Source organism: Agrobacterium tumefaciens (assembly GCF_017726655.1).
GTDB lineage: Bacteria > Pseudomonadota > Alphaproteobacteria > Rhizobiales > Rhizobiaceae > Agrobacterium > Agrobacterium tumefaciens_B.
Genome location: NZ_CP072309.1, coordinates 21,620 through 38,079 on the forward strand (window position 1 = coordinate 21,620; position 16,460 = coordinate 38,079).

Below are 16,460 nucleotides of genomic sequence, written 5' to 3' on the forward strand. Positions count from 1 at the left end.
AATTCAGCATTCAGAACAGAGGCTGCCACCCTGGTTCGAAGCTGTGAACTTCTGGCTGGTCGGTGATCGGCGCGTAAACGTAAACGCGCTGGAGCCACTCACGGACGTATGCCGCCCATTTCCGCTGCCGACATCGATGAATGGCTCGGAGCCAGCCGGTGACCATCCTCGAGTCAAAGAACGCATACTGCCAATTAGACTGACAGTTCCACCTTCTCCCACCCCAGCATATGCTCGTTCTTGTCGAGCCAGGCCTTGCGCTCCTGCCAGTCCGGCAGAACTCGCCCGACGAGATCCCAAAACTCCGGCTCGTGGTTGCGGTGCTTCAGATGGCACATTTCGTGAACCACGGCATATTCCAGCACGGGCTTCGGCGCGAAGATCAGGTGCCAGTTAAGGTTGATCTGTCGGTCCTGGCCGCAGCTGCCCCACATGTGTTTCTGGTCCTTGATCTGGACCCCACGCGGCTTCAAGCGATGACGTTCGCCGTGTCGGCGGACGAAGTCGCGGGCGTCGTCGCGCACACGGCGCTTCAGCCAAAGCCGGAGGGCGCTCTCGATGATGGCGTCGGACGACTCGGAAGGCAGGTCGGCGGGCTTGCGGATCTGAAAACCATTCCGGAAGCTAACCTCTACCAAAGAACCGCCGAACGGTTCGATTGTCAGCTTCGTCATCCGTCCTCGATACGGAATCTTGGCGCCGGTGACGAACTGGTAGACACGCGTCTGGGCCTTGGCGCGTTCCGCCATGTGCTGCACAGTCTCTATGATCCACGCGCGTCGGCGGTCCAGCACGGCACTGATCTGTTCTTCGGTGGCGCTGTCAGGCACCAGGAGCTCGAAGGATTTCGGCGTGACGCTAAGGCTCGCCTTTCGGGCCCTGGGCGATCGTCGCAGGGTGTATTCGATCTCTTGGCTACCGATGCGATAGAGGGCCATATCACTGCCCCACGAAATGCTTGAGTGCGTAGGCCTCGACCTCTTCAGGGATTTGGCGGAACTGGGTCAGGCCAGCCTCATGCGCCATGAAGCGAACCTGCTGACGCAGACTCTTGCGCAGGCCATCCTTTTCCCACCAGCCTGCCGGTGCCGTCACCGGGTCGGTGTAGAGACCTTCCAGCCGGATCGCCAGATTCTCGCCGTCGGGTCCTGAGGTGAAGCCGTTTAGGATCTGTAGGATTCCATAGGCGCCGGGGGATAGGCCCGCTTCGACATGGGCGGCATCCTCGGCCGTGATGTCTTTCGCCAGCTCTTCCGCAGCCTTCAGCTTTTCGCCCCAAGAGAGCTGCGCGCTTTCGAGCTTTTCCAGAAGCTGGCGAAGGCGCTCGGAGAACTTGCTATATTGATGCGGGCTGTCGTCGATGCGCTCGGTAACGGTCTTGCGCAGCTCCGTCGTCTTGCGGATCGCCGCTGTCATCAGGTCTTCCTCGGTCTTGGCCTCGGGATCGAAATCCTCCCAGAACTCCGGGTCCGTAATGTGGCGCAGCTTGACCGTGACGTTCAGGCCCGTCGCCTCCAGATGCTTCTCCAACATCTCACGGATCTTTTCGCTGTAGTTCATCTGATCGAAGGCCTGACGCTTTTCGAAATGCTGTGTGCCATAGAGCAGGAAGTTGGCGACCCACTTTAGATCGGCGGTGAACTCCAGAACGCTTGGGTCCGGGCTCAGCGTTTCATAGAGCGCGATGAAGGTGCGGGCTTTCGCCTTAAAGTCGAACCATTTGTCTTCGCTGCCGAGCAGCTTCACGAAGGCATCGTATTCCGCCTTCAGCCTGTCCTTATCGCTCGCCTTGCACTTCAACGGCTTTATCAGCGCAGCAACGGCGGAGTGCGCTGCCCGCAGCTGATTGCGCAGGTCGTCCAGGTCGCGCATGGCGTTCTTGACGTCATCGGCGCGATAGGAGGACAGTGCCTCCTCCAGATGGCCGGACACGCCGATGTAATCTACGATCAGCCCATTGCGCTTCTTTGCGTCGGATACGCGGTTGGTGCGGGCGATCGCCTGCAGCAGCCCGTGTTCCTTCAGCGGCTTGTCGAGATACATCACGCTTTCGATCGGGCAATCGAAGCCGGTCAGAAGCTTGTCGCAGACGATCAGGAACTGCGGGTCGTCGCCTTTACGGCCAAAAGCTTTCTTCGCCAGCTTTTCCGCCTCGGCATCCAGATAATGCGCTTTCAGCTCGGTGCGGATCGCCTGCCTGTGGGCATCCTCGCTCGGCTTGCCGTCTTCCTGGTTGACGGAGTAGACGCAGGCCGACATGGCATCTGCGCGGGCCAGCGCCTCGGCGGGCTCCATGCCGTCGGCCTTCAGGTCCTCGGCAATGACCTTGGTCAGCGCCTGCTTGTAGAGGATCACCGCCTCACGATCGATGGCGACGATCTGCGCCTTGAAGCCATCAGGCTGGGCATATTGCTTGAAATGCGTCCAGATGTCGTAGGCGATCAGTTCGATGCGGCGCGGATGCTTGACCAGATCCTCGATCTGCACCCCGCGCTTCTTGATCTCGTTGAGTTTGTCGTCGTCCAGTTCGGCAAACCAGGTGTCGAACAGGATGTCGATCTTGGCCTCGTCGATATGCCAGTCGGTCTTGCGCCCGGTATAGTAGATCGGCACGGTCGCGCCATCGGCCACGGCGTCGTCAATGCCGTATTTGTCGAGATAGCCTTCGCCTGGCACCCCGAAGTTTTCGTAAGTGTTCTTGTCGTCCTTCTTCACCGGCGTGCCGGTGAAACCGAAGAAGCGGGCGTTCGGCAGTGTGGCGCGCAAGTATGCGCCGAGATCCTTTTCCTGGGTCCGGTGAGCCTCGTCCACCATCACGATCCAGTTTTCAGAATTAGCGATCGCCTCCTTCGAGCCCTGGAACTTGAAGATTGTGGAAAGCGTCGTGTGCCCGTCCTTGCCGCTCCGGATCAGCGCGTGCAGATCCCTGATGCTCTCAATCGCCGTCGGGTTCGGCAGGTCGCAGGCGACGAAAGTTCCGCTGATCTGGCTGTGCAGGTCCACCCGGTCGGTCAGCACCAGAATGTTCGGATTGGTGAGCCGCTCGGATTGGATCGTCCGGTGCGTCTTCAGCTTCAGCGCGGCAAACACCATGGTCAGCGATTTGCCGCTGCCTTGGGTGTGCCAGATCAGCCCTTGACGGTGTTTGCCTTCGATCACGCGATCCACGATGCGGTTGACGGCGCGGAACTGCTGGTAGCGGCAGATCTTCTTGATCGTGCCGGTCTCTGTCTTTTCGAACACGACGTAGTGCGCGATCAGGTCGAGCAGCCGACTCGGCTCCAACAGGCACCAAAGACCCTTGGCGAGTGTATCGGGAAAATCACCCTCCACCTTCGGCCACGGGTCACGCCACTCGGCAAAGTATTTGGAGCCGGACCCGGTCGCGCCATAAAGCACCAGCGCACCGTCAGTGACGATATTGAAGACATTGGAGAAGAACAGACGCGGAATGTCCTGCTCATATTGCCTGATCTGCTCGAAGGCTTCGCCGGTCTTGTCCTTTACGTTCAGCGGGCTTTTTGCTTCGATCACGACCAGCGGAATACCGTTCACATATACAACGATATCCGGCTTGCGCGTGTTCTCCGCCTTCACCCTGAGCTGATGCGTGACGGTGAACTGGTTGTTGCCGGGGTCGAGAAAATCGATCACCCGCAGCGTCTGGCGCGTTTCCTGGCCGGTCACCTTGCGGGCATAGTCCCCGCGCAGCACCTTTAGCCAGGTCTCGTTGTCGCTGATCGCGGCAAGCTCGCCATAGGCGGCTTCGGTAGAGGCGCGGTCTATCCCGTTGATGCGCATCAGCGCCTCGATCAGATGCGGGCGGAACAGAACCTGATTTTCGCCCTCGCGCAGAGCGGCATGCTCCGCAGGCGCCACGAAGCCATAGCCCATGGCCTTTAGATGCTCAATCGTAGGGCGCTCGGCAAAATGCCATTCGGGGCCGTGGCTCATGGGCGTTACTCCGCTGCCATGGGCAGGGCGTCGGTCACACGCTTGCGACCGGTGAGGAGGTCGGACATCAGGGTGACTCTCATAGAAACCGCCGCACGCAACTGATCCTCTAGAGCGGCAATTGTGAGCTGTATGTCATTAATTTTATTCACAATGGTTTTCTGCTCTCCGATCGAGGGAACAGCAATCCGGATCTGAGAGAGAAGCCCCCGGTTGATCTTGACCATACTCGCACTTGTGCCCGCCGCTGCACGCTTGAAGTAACCAGTCGCCTGCAAATGACGGAGCCAAAGCGCACCAAAGTCAGCGTTGATCAGGCTCTCCCTGAAACGCAAGCAAATCATGAGGTCGGGAAAGAAGCAGTTGGATGGTTGCCCTTTGTAAATGCCGACCATTCCCACTCTATCCGGCGTGTTTGAGCGGCTGATCAACACGTCCCCATAGGATAGCCTCGCTGCACCCATCCTGGGATCGTCAAGTGGTGCAGGCTTGAGATTTTCGCCAGTTAGACCGTCATTCGAGAGACTTCCTAAGCTCAGTAGCCAGCCGCCGGTAGGCGACGGTGGACTGACAGGCGAGTATCCGTTTCGCACTGGTTCGCGAAGGGCGTCGAACAGATTTACGACCTCCCACCCCTCCGGGATCTCCCCGATCTCCGTCTGCTTGAAGCGCGTGTGACCAATACCCTTGGTAAGCAGCCGCTCCAGCGCGCCCTGCTTGACCTTTCTGGTCTGCTGGACCACTGCCCGCGTTGCCGCTATGGCTTCATCGACGCTGGACAGGATTTCGGCGATGCGGCGTTGTTCATGTAGCGGGGGTAGCGGGAACTCAAAGTCGAGCCAGTCGGTCGCGCGAAAGACCATCTTCTCGATAACAACGCCTACGCTGGCCAATTCGCAAGATTTGTGGAAAGCGTTCGCATGCGACAAATACCACAAGAATTTGTGATCAAGGTCTTTCTGGATTTCAAAAGCATAGTAGCTGCTGGAAGCAATAGCCTTGTTCAACTCGGGTGGCACAACGCCATAAGCGCGATGCAAAATCTGAACTTTGGACATAAGCCAATCGCCCGCATGAACCAGGAACTGTGCCTTCGTCTTGATGCACGCTCCTAATTGTCTTTCGCGAATTTCAATTCCGCCATGCCCTCGTCGGATGACGGGTTGTATATATTCGACATGGTCCTCCATCTCGATCGGTCGTCGCTTGATGTGAAGAACATCACCGAAACGGGCAAACCGCCAGCTGGACGGCAGCTCGCTCAGCCATTCACTTTTCAACTCTTCGATGACTTCCGGGCTAAGCGACATAGCCAAGCTCCCGCAGGAAGCCCATCATCCGCGCTTCTGCTGTATCCCGATCGGCCTGAAGTTCCACTAACCTTTCCACTTCCGTCGCGACATCCGCTTCCGCCGCCTGTTCGCTCAGATGCACATAGCGGCTGATATTGAGGTTGAAATCGTTCGCCTCGATCTCGCTCACCGGCACCACGCGTGCCAGCCGCTCGGCATCGACAAAATCGCTATAAGCATTTGCGAGCGTGGCGACATTGCCCTCCAACAGATGATTCTGTGCCTTTCCTTCGACAAAATGCTCGGCGCCGTTGATGATCAGGATCTGGCCCTTGCGGGCCGCACGCTTCCGTTTACGCAGGATCAGGATGCAGGCCGGAATGCCGGCGCCGTAGAACAGGTTAGGTGCCAGACCGACCACCGCCTCGATCAGATCATCCTTGATCAGCCCCTCGCGGATCTTACCCTCCGCGCCGCCGCGAAACAGCACGCCGTGGGGCAGCACCACGCCGCAGACGCCGTCTGCCTTGAGGCTTGCCACCATATGCTGCACGAAGGCGAGGTCGCCATAGGATTTCGGCGGGCAGCCATAGCGGTCGCGACCATAGGTATCGCCCTTCGACCAGACATCATGGCCCCAGCTTTTCAGCGAAAAGGGCGGATTGGCCAGCACCCGGTCAAAGGTGCGGATGGCCTTCACGCTGTCGCCCGCCAGATGCTTTGGCTCCAGCAGCGTATCGCCGCGCGCAACCTGCGCATCGTCGATATCATGCAGGAACAGGTTCATCTGGCAGATGGCCCAGGTGTTGAGGTTGCGCTCCTGGCCGAACAGCGACAGGCTCTTTGGATTCTTGCCTTGTCGCTCCAGATGATGCACCGCCTCCAGGAGCATGCCGCCCGAGCCGCAGGTGGGGTCATAGATCGACATGCCTTCTTCCGGCTTCAGGCACTCGACGATCAGCCGCACGACCATCTTCGGCGTGTAGAACTCGCCACCCTTCTTACCGGCATCATCGGCAAACTGGGCGATCAGATATTCATAGGCCTGGCCCAGCACATCCGGCTCGACATCTCTGTTGCGGAGCCGATAGGTCTCAAAATGCTGGAGCAGCTTTTCCAGCATGGTATCCGGAAAGCGCTCTTTGTTGTTGAAATCGACGTCCTGGAAGACGCCGCGCAGCTTCATGTTCGCGTCTTCAATGGCGCGGAAGGCGGCGTTCAGATGCGTGCCGATATCGGTCGTATGCTTGCGCACATCCTTCCAGAAATGCGCCTTGGGAATATCAAAGCGGTGCTCATCCGGATCGGCGGCTAGATCTGCGTCGTGATAGCGCGCCAGCCGTTCCTCATACTCCTCCTCCCAGACATCCGAGAGGCGCTTGAAGAACAGAAGACCGAAAATGTAGTGCTTGTAATCGCCGGAATCGATCGATCCCCGCAAAATATCCGCCGCCCGCCAGAGATGGTTTTCCAGCTGCGAAAGGCTCAAAGTCGTCACGTTATTTATTCCCCGTCATGCTCAGCGCTCACAATAGCAAATCGGAGCCGCGTGGCAATTTATCTGGACATCGGCGCAAAGGCGAATAGAACTTTGTATGCAATCTCTGATCTTCACCGGAGTAAATTTTGAGCGATATCAAGCTGTTTCATTTCCATGGTGCCCAAGTGACGGAGCTTGCCGGTGCTGCGGTCCAAGTCGAGAAATCGCTCCAAAAGTTATTCGAGGCAAACCTAGAAGCTCTCCTTGGAATTCGATTTCTCGCCAGCGAACATTCAACTGGTGCAGTCCATGGCGGCAGGATTGATACGCTGGGTGTGGATGAAGACAATTCGCCCGTCATCATCGAATATAAGCGTTCGGTCAATGAGAATGTCATCAATCAAGGGCTCTTCTACCTCGATTGGTTGCTGGATCATCGCAAGGAGTTTCAATGGCTGGTGATGGAGCGCCTGGGGCCGGAGGCAGCCAAAGCCGTAGATTGGACCTCGCCGCGTCTGCTTTGTATTGCCGGCGATTTTACGCGATATGACGAGCACGCAGTCAAGCAGATTGCACGAAACATCGAGCTTATTCGTTACCGTAAGTTTGGTGATGACCTGTTGATGATTGAGCTTGTTCATGCACCTAAGTCGGCGAGGACCATCGTTTCGGTGTCCGGTAACACCACAACTGCAGAGACCACCCCGAAAGATGAATCCGACGAAAGCGATCCCTATTGGAGAAATCGGATGGCCTATCGTCTCTCCCAGTCGTCGCCCGAATTGCGCGACATCTACGATGCCGTGCAACAATTTGTCTCTGCGCTTGGTGATGACGTGCAGGTGAAGGAATTGCAGCAGTATACAGGATTTAAGCGCCTCAAAAACTTTGTTTGTCTACAAATCTATCCGCACGCCCGCAGTGTGGTGGCGTATCTTAAAGTCGATCCATCTACAGTGGACCTTGAAGAAGGTTTCTCTCGGGATGTGAGGAATATCGGTCATCACGGCACAGGAGATCTAGAGATTTCATTGAAATCGATGTTGGATTTTGAGAAAGCACAGGTGCTGCTGCGGCGGGCCTATGAAGAAGGATAGCGTAACCTGAGCTAGAGCGGAGCTCAGGAAATATTCTGAAGGCCAAAGCCTATCAAAAATCGCTGTGGTCAACTCTATTAGTTGATTGTATCTGACTTGTAGTAAATCTATCTTCAGTTGATAGCGGTAAAATTGTTGGGCGGCTCTTAAATGGATTTCCTTATTAAGTTTCTCGATGTTGCTGCGTGGCCAATCGTCGCCATCATCGGGATAATGGTTTTAGGTCCTGGCGGTGTTTTACTGGCGTTTACAGACCGTTTGGGCCGGTCCATCAGCGATTTCACGCGAGCTATTCCAGAATTGAAGGAGACGGCGTCTGTTCTCCGCTCCGATACCGAAACGTTGGTTGCGAAAGCGCAAGAGATAACCACGAGGTTTTCTGAAGAGTATAAGGGACTGGAGGATCGAATCGACCGTCTCTCTAAACGTATCTCTGATCAACTCACAGAAGTCCGGGAAGCGCTGGACGAGATGGATAAATCAAGGATTGTCGAGGTCCAGGAGGAGATAAATAGGGTTGTCGATGGCCCACTACCTGATGAGGAAAGTGTCATAGTAGCTACTGGCGCAGACCCATCTGCCGATGAGATGATGGATATTTTAAAAGGCGAATGGGACACCCTTGTTGAGACCCTTAGAGAACGGTTAGGTAATCCAGAATACTTCGATCGTCGTCAGATCGGCGCGATGGCTTGGCGGCTTTCCCACGGGCGACGAACGAACAAAATCAGCAAGGAAGACGCTGAGCTAATCGCTGAGCTTCATTCGCAATTTAAGCGCTTCACACGTTTATCATCCTCAAAGGACGAGTGGCTGACAGGAGACGTGTTCTCCTCTTTCCTTAGCGGCATTCGTAAGGCACAGGGTGCGTTAACTGTCTAAAATCCTACCGCCACACATGCGGCGCAAGTGACTGCTTAGCCGGTCGGATTGCCGCATCAACCGATATGAACGGCCTGGCAACGCAAGCGTTCGCGCATGCGGAGAGGTGGCAGAGTGGTCGAATGCACCGCACTCGAAATGCGGCATAGCTGCAAGGGTATCGTGGCTTCGAGTCCAAGGAAGAGAGAGCTGCCAGCAACGACTGGCGGCAGCAACGCGCAGGTGCGGTCCCAGGGGTGATCTCACGCGAAGACCTCACGGGGGTGCCTGGCCCCCGTAGACACACTTGTCAGTTATTGATCCGCCGAGATGCCGATCAGGCTCCGTATGGGACCCAGATGTTCTTCACCTGAATCGCCCTTCGCAAATAGTCACGTCCCTGCCCTTGTGTGCGGTCAAGCCAATCCGGCTGACGCCCATTATTGACCCAAGTGGCCTTCAGGTTCCCCGCAGAAGCCCGCTCTACCATCTCGCTTCCGTCAGCCGATCCGAAATACCAGATGGCTGCGACCTCATCATGCTCGGCCAGCGTCTTTGCAAGCATGTCGCGTTCGCCGGTCACAATGTTGATGACCCCGCCGGGCACATCCGACGTGTCCAGCGCCTGGTAGAAATCGCCGGCAATCAATGGATGTCGCGATGACGGGATGACCACGACGCGATTGCCCATGGCGATTGCCGGCAGCACCAGCGACACCAGCGACAGCAGCGGCGCATCATCCGGGCAAATGATACCGACGATGCCCCACGGCTCATTCATGGCAAGCGTGACGTGACGCGACCTGGTGGAGTGTACGGCGCCATCGAACTTGTCGGCCTGGGCCGCGTAATAGGAAATGCGGCGCAGAGACGCGTCGAATTCGTCCGTTGCCTTCTTTTCGCTCACACCGGTGCTATCGATGATGCGGGCAACGAATTCGTCACGCCGCGTATCGAGGTTCTCTGCGAGATAATAGAGCACCTGCGCGCGGTTATGGGCGGTTGCGGAACTCCAGCTGCCTGCCTTGGACGCGGCTTCCACAGCATTGCGGATGTCCTTACGGTTACCTATTCCGGCCATACCAATCACGGCGTTGCCCTTTCCGGGGACCGAATAACTGTAGCCACCGTCGGGGCGTGCTTGCTTGCCGCCGATGTAGTTTTTCATGGTTCGATCAAGGCCGTCGATCGCCATCTTGCTCTCAGCATTCGGCAATGCAGATGGCGTGAATGCTTCAGCGGGCTTTGCGACCGGCAGGCTCTTCTCCCAGTCTGCCGCCAGATATTCGTAAAGCCCTTCGCGCGCACCTTCACGACCGAATCCGCTTTCGCGGTAGCCGCCAAAACCTGCACCGGCGTCCAGCATGTTGGTGCAGTTGATCCAGACCACACCTGCCTTGACGCGGGCAGCGACATCGAGTGCAACATTGATGTTTTCCGACCAAATGGAGGCGGCTAGGCCGTAACGGGTATTGTTGGCCAGCGAAACGGCTTCATCCGGCGTGCGGAATGTGGTTGCTGCGGCGATCGGGCCAAAGATTTCTACCTGGCAGACCGTCGACGCCTGATCGACATCTGTGAAGAAGCCGGGAGCGACGTAATTGCCAGTAGACGGTAACGGATTGGAACTCTGCCAGAGTTCACCACCCTCCTCCACCCCCTTGCGGACAAGATCCGTGATGCGCTTTACCTGCGTGGCGGAAACAATGGCACCGACATCAGTCGACTTGTCGAGCGGATCGCCGACCCGCAGGGTTTCCAGCCGCTTTTTCAGGCGTGCATAAAATTTCTCGGCGATACCCTCCTGCACCAGGAGGCGGGAACCGGCACAGCACACTTCGCCTTGGTTGAACCAGATCGCGTCAACAACACCTTCAACCGCCGCATCAAGATCGGCGTCCTCGAACACGATGAAGGGTGACTTGCCGCCGAGTTCCAGCGACAGCTTTTTGCCGGAACCCGCAATCTGCTCGCGAATAACGCGGCCGACCTTGGTCGAACCGGTGAAGGCGACCTTGTCGACGCCGTCATGGCCGCAGATCGCAGCGCCTGTCGAGCCATCGCCCTGCACGATGTTGACGACACCGGCCGGAAGGCCAACCTCGTGGCAGATTTCCGCAAACGCGACAGCCGTCAGCGGCGTGAGATCGGCGGGCTTCAACACCACGGTATTGCCGGCGGCAAGCGCCGGCGCGATCTTCCAGGCCAGCATCAGTAGGGGGAAGTTCCAGGGGATCACCTGACCGCAAACACCGACCGGCGAAAAACCACGGAACTCGTCTTCCACCATTTCAGCCCATCCGGCGTGATGGTAAAAGTGTCGCGCGACAAGTGGAATGTCGAAATCACGGGTTTCGCGAACCGGCTTGCCGTTATCCATCGTTTCCAGAACGGAAAGGAAGCGCTCGCGCTTCTGGATATGGCGGGCGATGGCGTAGAGGTAACGGGCGCGTTCGTGACCCGACAGTTTTGACCATTTTCCGAAGGCCGCGCGGGCGGCCTTGACCGCCTGATCCACGTCTTCCTCATTGCCACAAATAATGTCCGCAAGCTTGTCCCCGTTTGCGGGGTTTGAGACGGCAATCGTCTTGCGGCCATCGGGAGAAACAAGCCGGCCGTTGATATAATGTCCGAACGAACGTCCGTGAGTGTCGATCCACTGCTTCACATCACCATTGGCTTCGGGGGAAGGTCCATATTCCATGGTTTCCAAAATGTCCTTAATGGGTCGCATTTTTCAGTCCTTATGCGGCAGCGTGGTGGTGAGCGCTGGAATAGCGGCCGGTTACGAAATGTTCGAGCTGCCGCTCGATATCGCCAAGCATCGAACTGGCGCCAATGCGGAACAGGTCCGGCTCCAGCCAGCGATTGCCCAGCTCCTCCTTCATCAGCGTCAACCACGACAGTGCGTCTTTTGCCGTCTTCAACCCGCCTGCGGGCTTGAAGCCGACCATCTGGCCGGTCAGTTCGCCATAATCGCGCAGTGCCCGTACCATGGTCAGACTGACCGGCAGGGTGGCGTTGACCTCTTCTTTGCCGGTAGAGGTTTTGATGAAGTCCGAGCCTGCCTGCATTGCCACCATCGAGGCCCGATAGACGTTGGTCAGCGTGTTGAGATCGCCCGTCGCCAGGATAGCTTTCATGTGAGCGTCGCCGCAGGCTTCACGCATCGCGGCAATCTCGTCATAAAGTGCTGTCCAGTTCTGCGTCAGAACGAACTCGCGGGTAATGACAATATCGATCTCCTTGGCGCCCTGCTCGACGGCATAGCGAATTTCGGCCAGCCGTTGTGGCAGCGGCGTCAGGCCGGACGGAAAGCCCGTCGCCACCGATGCGACCGGAATAGCCGTGCCTTCCAGCGCCTTGACGGCGTGGGGCACCATGGTCGGATAAACGCAGACGGCGCCGGTGGTGATGCCGGCATCCGCAAGGCCGAGTGCCTCGAGAATATCTTCCCGGACCGGACGGCGCGCTTTCGCGCACAGGCGGCGCACACGGCCGGGCGTGTCGTCGCCGGAGAGCGTCGTCAGATCGATGCAGGTGATGGCCTTGATCTGCCAGGCGACCTGGTATTCCTTCTTGACCGAGCGCCGGGTGGTGATCGTCGCTGCGCGCCGTTCAGAGGCGCTGCGATTGACCGACACATCTTCGAACCATTCCGGTTTGAGAGCGGTGCCGTTATTTCTGGGGAATGCTTCGCTCATTTTCTGTCCATTTTTCTGGTCAGGCTGCGGCATCGGCATGGTCGCGGCAAAATGCCTCGAACTCTTCGATGCTGGCATAGGCCTTCTGTGTTCCGGGACGGGTGATGGAATGCGCCGCGTAAAGCGATGCCTTCTTCAGGGAGGATACGACCTCGCGCGTTTCGGCGTAAAAGCGGGCAAAGGAGCCAATAAAGGCATCGCCCGCACCCGTGGTGTCCTTCGGCGTAACCTTAACGGGTTCGATGTTGACGATTTCATTTGACGTAATCATACGCGCACCGCGCCCGCCTAGCGTCACGATGACGGTGCGAATGCCGCGTGCGATCAGCGAGCGTGCGGCGCTGACGATGTCTTCGTCGGTGTCGGTCGGCAACCCCGACAGCAAGGCAAGCTCGCTCTCGTTCGGCACGAGGAAGGTTACCTGGCGGATGCGCTCAGGATCGAGATTGGCAGCGGCAGGGGCGGGATTGAGAATCGTCTCGATACCGTTCTGGGCTGCAAATTCGATAGTATGGTAGACGGTCTCGACTGGCACCTCCATCTGCATCAGGATCAAGCCGCACTCTTTGAGATCGCCGGCCGCCTTGTCGACCTCAACAGGCAAAAGGTCGGCATTGGCTCCCTTGACGATGAGGATGGAATTCTCGCCGGACTGTTCGACGAAGATTGGTGCGACACCGCTGGATTTACCGGGAACCTTCACTACATGACGCGTATCAACGCCAAAGCTTGCAAGATTGCGGATGGTGTTATCCGCGAAGACATCGTCCCCGACCCGGGTGACCATCATCACTTCGGCACCAAGACGCGCCGCGGCAACCGCCTGATTGGCACCCTTGCCGCCGCACCCCATTTCGAAAGTGGGCGCCTCAAGTGTCTCTCCCGGTCCGGGCATACGATCCACATAGGTGATGAGATCGACCATGTTGGAGCCGACGACCCCGATTTTCTTACTCATGCCGATATTCCCTGCTTATCTGTTTTAAAGGGCGCTGATCCTGGCGCCGAACCGATCGGCGGCAGCGTGGTCGAGATAGCCCAGCCGTACCGGGAAGACCCTGCGCTCACCCGGCGATAGTCTCTGCACGTTGTTCTTGGCCTTCTCCGCCAGATAGCCTTCCGGCTCGCAGGTGGATGGGAGGGCAAAAGCGGCAACCTGCGAATCCCCATTGACCAGGATCCAACGCACTGTCTTGGGGAAGGCGGCGAGCGGATAGGAGATGGCAAAGCCGTCGCCCTCACGTCGTTGCATCATCAGATGCGTCAGCCCCTCACCGTCCGCCGTCAGGCCGTTTATGTAGAACACCTGTTCGGGGTCGTAACGTTGTGGTTCGTTGAGCACTTCCATGGCCGAAGGCTGCCTTGCCAGCGTCTCCAGCAAGGAAAGATAATCGGGGTTTGGTGTGACGTGGCCGGGTACGGCCGTTCGCACCATCACCTGCTCCGGGGTGTATGGCACCGGCTGAACGATTTGCGCACCCTCGGCATAGGCAAAGTTTACATGGCACATATACATGAGATCCATGGACGCTGATGAGAGGTTCTGGATGTCCATGACCATGTCAAAAAGCGTATCCTCAGCATGCAAAGTCACGCTGGGTCGGGCCAGATAATTGGCGCCGAAGCCCATGACATATTCGACTTCGCCTGTTACCCGAACATAGGGGCCGCGCGCATCGTGACCGATAGCGAAACCAGCCTTGTCCATGGCGGCACAGGGCATTTCGCCATGCAGCGGATGATTATCCTGCGGCGACGGGCATCCGTTGCGCAACATGCCGCTATGGAATGCAAAACATCCGTATGTCTCAACGATTGAACCGGCAGGTCGGGGCATCGAAAAGCGGCTTCCCATAGTCAGGTCCACACCGTTGAACTCGACGCTCCAGATCATCTGCCCCATGAATGGCAATATGACGATCCGGCCGTGGCGGTTCTCCAATTGCAGCGCCTCAACGCCGCTGGCGTAGCGGAAGGTGGTAACCTTCAGCCCATCGGTTGCGGCTAGAAGATGCGGAAGATCGGCGAAGTCCTGCCTGCGGAGATGAAATTCTGTCGCCTGCATGGGATCACCTGCCCGGGTTTCGCCACGCATTGATGGCGATGACGAGAATGAGGAATGCGCCCCAGATGAAGTCGATAAGGTGGTTGGAGAACCGCATCATCTGGAAACCGGAGGAGAGCAGCATGAGGGCGATCAGCGCAATGGCGATGCCAAGAACCCGCCCCTTCCCGCCTGCCGGATTTGTGCCGCCGAGAACTGCAATCAGCACCGCCTGAAGCAGATAGGACGCGCCGTAGTCGGATTTCGCTGCATTGGTTCGCCCAGACAGAATGATGCCCGCCAGCGACGCCAGAACGCCGGTCAGCATGTAGGAATAGAGCATCATGCGATCCTTGCGGATGCCTGCAAAGACGGCTGCGCGCGGATTGGTCCCGATCAGCATCAGGTTAATGCCGAGCGTCGAGCGCGTCAGCAGGATCGCCACGGTGATGCAGACGCCGATGAACAGCAGAAACGGCGTCGCTATACCCAGGATCTTGCCGTTGCCGATCCAGTTCCACGCGTCAGGGAAGCCGACGATTGCCGGGCCGCCGGTCAATACCAGCGCCAGCCCCATCAGCACCTGACCTGTGCCGAGTGTCGCCAGTATCGGGGTAATACGCAGCTTCGCGACCAAAAGGCCGTTGATCAGACCGGCCAGCAGGCCGACCGCCATGGCGAGGACGATGCCGAGCCCGGTGTAGAACACAACGCCCGAAGTGGAGGATTGCCCCGCCTGAACCATTGTGGAATGAAAATAGACGCCGGCGATGATACCCGCCAGATTTGCAATCCCTACAACGGACAGATCGATACCACCGGTCAGCATGGCAATCATCATGGCGATGGAGAGGATCCCCAGTTCGGGCATGATGTAGCTGATGGATTCAAAATTGTAGTAGTTCAGGAACTTGCCGGGGTTCATCCAGGTCATCAGCGCAAAGACGATGACGGTGATGACAAGAAGCTGAATGATGTTGCTGTCGTTGCCGAAAAGCCGACGCATGTCGAACGAATTTTTCATGATGCGCTCTCCCGTCACGCTATGCTTTTGCGGTCGCGCCATGCTGTGATGGCGGTGGCAATGATGATGATCAGGCCGACAACGACGCGCTGCCAGGTCGTGTCCACTTTCATGATGATCAGAGAGTTTTTGACCATCACCAGCATGAACACGCCCATCAATGTGCCGAGAACCGTACCGCGTCCGCCAAAGATTGATGCACCGCCCAGAACCACGGCCGCGATTACGTCGAGTTCGAGACCGACAAAATCACGCGGGTTGGCAAGCCAGATCATCGAGGAATGCAGCAGGCCCGAGAAGCCCGCCAGCGCGCCTGCGACGCAATAGACAAAGAAGATCGTCGCGCCTGTATTAAAGCCAACACGTTTGGCTGCTTCAGGAGAGCCGCCATACGCATAAACGCTGCGCCCGATCATGGTGTAGGTCAGGATGAGATGAATGACCAATGCCAGCCCCAGATAGACCAGGAACATCGCGGTCAGACCGAAAGTCGATCCCGTGGCCGAGGTCAGCGAGATCACATCGGTCTTGCCGAACTCGATCAGTTCCTTTGGCATCTTGTTGATGTTGACGATGCTGGTGCCGACGAGGCCGAGCACCAGACCACGCACGATCGATCCGGTTCCGAGCGTCACGATCAGCGGGATCATCCTGAAACGATGGATAATGAAACCGTTGAAAGCACCGAGAACGAGCCCAATCAGCGTTGCCGCCACAAAGGGAATGAGCACGCCGTCATAGCCGAGATAGACCATGCTACGCACAGTCAGATACATCGCCGCAATGGCAAAGGCCGTGAATGATACGTCGATACCGCCGGAAATCATCACCAGCAATACGCCGAGCGCCATGATGCCAATCACGACATTGGAGCGCAACAGGCCGAAGATGTTGTCGAGCGACCAGAAGGCTGGATTGATGAGACCGATGATGACCATGGCCGCCAGCAAGACGCAGGCGATAATGGATTCTGTGCTTTTCAGGAATTTCATGTCTTGCGGCCC

12 protein-coding genes are annotated in these 16,460 nt (G+C 57.5%); 2 read left to right on the forward strand and 10 right to left on the reverse strand.

The window, feature by feature from the left end:
- Positions 1-194: 194 nt before the first annotated feature.
- The 4 genes from AT6N2_RS14300 to AT6N2_RS14315 are packed head-to-tail and all read right to left on the reverse strand — an operon-like array spanning position 195 to position 6,744.
- Entirely contained in the window at positions 195-938 is a 744-nt protein-coding gene (locus AT6N2_RS14300) for a M48 family metallopeptidase (protein ID WP_209089765.1), read from the reverse strand.
- A 1-nt stretch (position 939) separates the two neighbouring features.
- Complete coding sequence (locus AT6N2_RS14305) at positions 940-3,954, reverse strand: type I restriction endonuclease subunit R (protein ID WP_209089766.1); 3,015 nt, start codon at positions 3,952-3,954, stop codon at positions 940-942.
- Positions 3,955-3,959: 5 nt separating this feature from the next.
- A complete protein-coding gene (locus AT6N2_RS14310; RefSeq protein WP_209089768.1) occupies positions 3,960-5,264 on the reverse strand; it encodes a restriction endonuclease subunit S in 1,305 nt (434 codons plus the stop codon).
- Positions 5,254-6,744 carry a type I restriction-modification system subunit M gene (locus AT6N2_RS14315; protein ID WP_209089770.1) on the reverse strand — a complete coding sequence of 497 codons (1,491 nt, stop codon included), beginning with the start codon at positions 6,742-6,744 and terminating at the stop codon, positions 5,254-5,256. Before AT6N2_RS14315 ends, AT6N2_RS14310 begins: the two co-directional genes overlap by 11 nt.
- A gap of 128 nt (positions 6,745-6,872) precedes the next feature.
- Here AT6N2_RS14315 and AT6N2_RS14320 point away from each other — a divergent pair, with 128 nt between their 5' ends.
- Positions 6,873-7,823 carry a DUF5655 domain-containing protein gene (locus AT6N2_RS14320; protein WP_209089773.1) on the forward strand — a complete coding sequence of 317 codons (951 nt, stop codon included), beginning with the start codon at positions 6,873-6,875 and terminating at the stop codon, positions 7,821-7,823.
- 150 nt (positions 7,824-7,973) lie between these two features.
- Positions 7,974-8,705: a hypothetical protein gene (locus tag AT6N2_RS14325; RefSeq protein ID WP_209089775.1), complete on the forward strand. Its 732-nt coding sequence runs from the start codon at positions 7,974-7,976 to the stop codon at positions 8,703-8,705.
- A 316-nt stretch (positions 8,706-9,021) separates the two neighbouring features.
- On the opposite strand, the gene AT6N2_RS14330 is transcribed toward AT6N2_RS14325, so the two are convergent.
- Genes AT6N2_RS14330 through AT6N2_RS14355 form a run of 6 tightly spaced genes read right to left on the reverse strand, consistent with a single transcriptional unit; the run spans position 9,022 to position 16,448 of the window.
- Positions 9,022-11,418, reverse strand: coding sequence for an aldehyde dehydrogenase family protein (locus AT6N2_RS14330; RefSeq protein ID WP_209089776.1), 2,397 nt, complete (start codon positions 11,416-11,418; stop codon positions 9,022-9,024).
- Between the two features lie 10 nt (positions 11,419-11,428).
- On the reverse strand, positions 11,429-12,388 hold the full coding sequence (gene deoC, locus AT6N2_RS14335) for a deoxyribose-phosphate aldolase (RefSeq protein WP_209089777.1): 960 nt from the start codon (positions 12,386-12,388) through the stop codon (positions 11,429-11,431).
- A gap of 19 nt (positions 12,389-12,407) precedes the next feature.
- Positions 12,408-13,346 (reverse strand): ribokinase, encoded by a 939-nt coding sequence (rbsK, locus tag AT6N2_RS14340; RefSeq protein WP_209089778.1) that lies wholly within the window; start codon positions 13,344-13,346, stop codon positions 12,408-12,410.
- A gap of 24 nt (positions 13,347-13,370) precedes the next feature.
- The gene (locus AT6N2_RS14345) at positions 13,371-14,453 is read right to left on the reverse strand and encodes an aldose 1-epimerase family protein (protein ID WP_209089779.1); all 1,083 of its coding nucleotides are present in this window, start codon (positions 14,451-14,453) and stop codon (positions 13,371-13,373) included.
- A 4-nt stretch (positions 14,454-14,457) separates the two neighbouring features.
- Positions 14,458-15,456: an ABC transporter permease gene (locus AT6N2_RS14350; RefSeq protein WP_010974216.1), complete on the reverse strand. Its 999-nt coding sequence runs from the start codon at positions 15,454-15,456 to the stop codon at positions 14,458-14,460.
- A gap of 14 nt (positions 15,457-15,470) precedes the next feature.
- Complete coding sequence (locus AT6N2_RS14355; RefSeq protein WP_135855779.1) at positions 15,471-16,448, reverse strand: ABC transporter permease; 978 nt, start codon at positions 16,446-16,448, stop codon at positions 15,471-15,473.
- Positions 16,449-16,460 lie beyond the last annotated feature (12 nt).

What these genes read in the sequence shown, in the direction of transcription:
- AT6N2_RS14325 (WP_209089775.1), top strand. Translation starts at nt 7,974, where the DNA reads ATGGATTTCCTTATTAAGTTTCTCGATGTTGCTGCGTGGCCAATCGTC.
- AT6N2_RS14345 (WP_209089779.1), bottom strand. Translation starts at nt 14,453, where the DNA reads ATGCAGGCGACAGAATTTCATCTCCGCAGGCAGGACTTCGCCGATCTT.
- AT6N2_RS14355 (WP_135855779.1), bottom strand. Translation starts at nt 16,448, where the DNA reads ATGAAATTCCTGAAAAGCACAGAATCCATTATCGCCTGCGTCTTGCTG.
- AT6N2_RS14310 (WP_209089768.1), bottom strand. Translation starts at nt 5,264, where the DNA reads ATGTCGCTTAGCCCGGAAGTCATCGAAGAGTTGAAAAGTGAATGGCTG.
- rbsK (WP_209089778.1), bottom strand. Translation starts at nt 13,346, where the DNA reads ATGAGTAAGAAAATCGGGGTCGTCGGCTCCAACATGGTCGATCTCATC.
- AT6N2_RS14350 (WP_010974216.1), bottom strand. Translation starts at nt 15,456, where the DNA reads ATGAAAAATTCGTTCGACATGCGTCGGCTTTTCGGCAACGACAGCAAC.
- AT6N2_RS14305 (WP_209089766.1), bottom strand. Translation starts at nt 3,954, where the DNA reads ATGAGCCACGGCCCCGAATGGCATTTTGCCGAGCGCCCTACGATTGAG.
- deoC (WP_209089777.1), bottom strand. Translation starts at nt 12,388, where the DNA reads ATGAGCGAAGCATTCCCCAGAAATAACGGCACCGCTCTCAAACCGGAA.
- AT6N2_RS14300 (WP_209089765.1), bottom strand. Translation starts at nt 938, where the DNA reads ATGGCCCTCTATCGCATCGGTAGCCAAGAGATCGAATACACCCTGCGA.
- AT6N2_RS14330 (WP_209089776.1), bottom strand. Translation starts at nt 11,418, where the DNA reads ATGCGACCCATTAAGGACATTTTGGAAACCATGGAATATGGACCTTCC.